This is a genomic window from Paenibacillus senegalensis JC66, assembly GCF_000285515.1.
GTDB lineage: Bacteria > Bacillota > Bacilli > Paenibacillales > NBRC-103111 > Paenibacillus_L > Paenibacillus_L senegalensis.
The window spans coordinates 600,135-601,914 of record NZ_HE610960.1 but is presented as its reverse complement, the minus strand read 5'-3'; the positions used below and the strand labels follow the sequence as shown (position 1 = coordinate 601,914).

Genomic DNA, 1,780 nt, shown 5'->3' with positions numbered 1-1,780 from the left:
AAAGGCTATTCTAAGCGATTAATTCGTGCATTATACTCTTTGGTTTTAGAAAATACAGGTGTATGGCAAGATGACATTATTGAGATGAAGAATGCCATATTAACCTATTGCGAGATTGACTCCGCTTTAGTTGATTATTTGTATGCTTGTTACTTGGATAGTAATAATGTACTTGTTGAAGAGTTTCTGGGAATTGCAGATGAAGTATATAGCTATTTTGAGAACGCCTTAAATACAATGGCTGCTTCCAGAACTTCCTTCGGCTAACACCATATTTTTTTGAAGACTTACAATAGGGAGAGCCACATTGAAAAAAATACTAAGTAAAACAGGCACATTAACAGTATGTGTCATCCTGCTTATCGCAATCATTACTACTATAGCGTGTTGGGATGAACTTGGAAATTTGATAAAGACAGGGAATTATGATAATACGGATAATATGGTGGAAACCATAATGGCCAAATCAGCGACTCCAGGGGTGGCTATGCTTGTATCAGAGCAGGGCAAGACAGAATATAAGAATTACGGATATGCGGATGTTAATAATAAGAAGAGAGTGACTGAAGAGTCCTTATTTGAGTTGGGATCGACTACAAAGGCATTTACGGCTTTGGCCGTTATTTTATTAGAAAATGAGGGCTACTTATCTCTTTCAGATCATATTACAGATTATATTCCATCGTTTAAGCCAACCATTCAGGGTAAGAAAGTTAATATTACGATTCATCAGTTGTTAGCTCATACAAGCGGAATTCCACCGTGGAGTATTCGGTTAATTCCTGAAGGTACCACGGATGATATGCTTGAAAAAACGATACATAATGTGTCAGGCATTGCATTAGATACGTATCCTGGGACAGCCTATAATTATGCTACCGTTAATTATGATATTTTAGCGTTGATTATTGAAAAAGTTACAGGCCAACGTTATCAGGATTACATGACTGAAAACATACTGGTTCCTTTAGGAATGACGGATAGTTATTTTTCAACAGGTCAGGAAAAGGCATCGGATAAGCTTACCAAAGGATATCGTCTATTTTTTGGAAAAAGCTTAGAATATGATGCACCTAGATATTATGGGAATATCGCTGCAGGATATTTGGTAACGAATTCAAAAGATTTAGAACGCTGGATTAATGCCCAAATGGGGATAGGCGACATACCAGATCATTTATTGAAAGCGATCCAGCAATCTCATCAAGTCGATATCACAACGGCGGGATACGAAGATGAAAATCAATACTATTCATTTGGATGGAGTATTCATACGAAAAATAGAGTTATTAGTCATAATGGATCAAATCCTAATTACTCCTCACAGGTTCTTATTGATTTAGAAAAGCAGCAGGCCATATTTGTTTTGGCTAATTTGAATTCAACTGCACCCTGGCAAATTGCTAATAATATCTATGAGAATATGAATGGAAATCACATGAAAACATTTAATTATGTTGACGTGTATCTGTTAATTGATTTGGTATTTTCATTCTTAGTAATAATAGCCGTCGTTATCTTATGTGCCCAAGTCATTAAACTCGTTAGAGGAATAAAACTAAATAGTAAAGATGAACAGACAAGATTCAGAAAAATGAAAGGAAGTCGTATCGCACTAATCTTAAGCAGTATGCTTTTGGTATTGGTAATGATCTTGCCCTATTTATTAGCCAGTAATTATGTAATGGTATGGGTGTGGATGTCGTATTCAATATTTATTTGGATGGGTCTTACGGCTATCAATTGTATTTTATCGATCATAATTAATATTGAGCATTTT

At 35.4% G+C, this 1,780-nt stretch carries 1 protein-coding gene and 1 pseudogene; both read left to right on the top strand.

Translation table 11 applies throughout. The annotated features are described in order from the left end of the window. Positions 1-267: pseudogene (locus PSHG_RS18485) on the top strand (nucleotidyltransferase); the annotation flags it as partial. 40 nt (positions 268-307) lie between these two features. Further along, the coding region (locus PSHG_RS18480) for a serine hydrolase domain-containing protein (RefSeq protein ID WP_042122217.1) at positions 308-1,780 on the top strand (1,473 nt) is incomplete at its 3' end.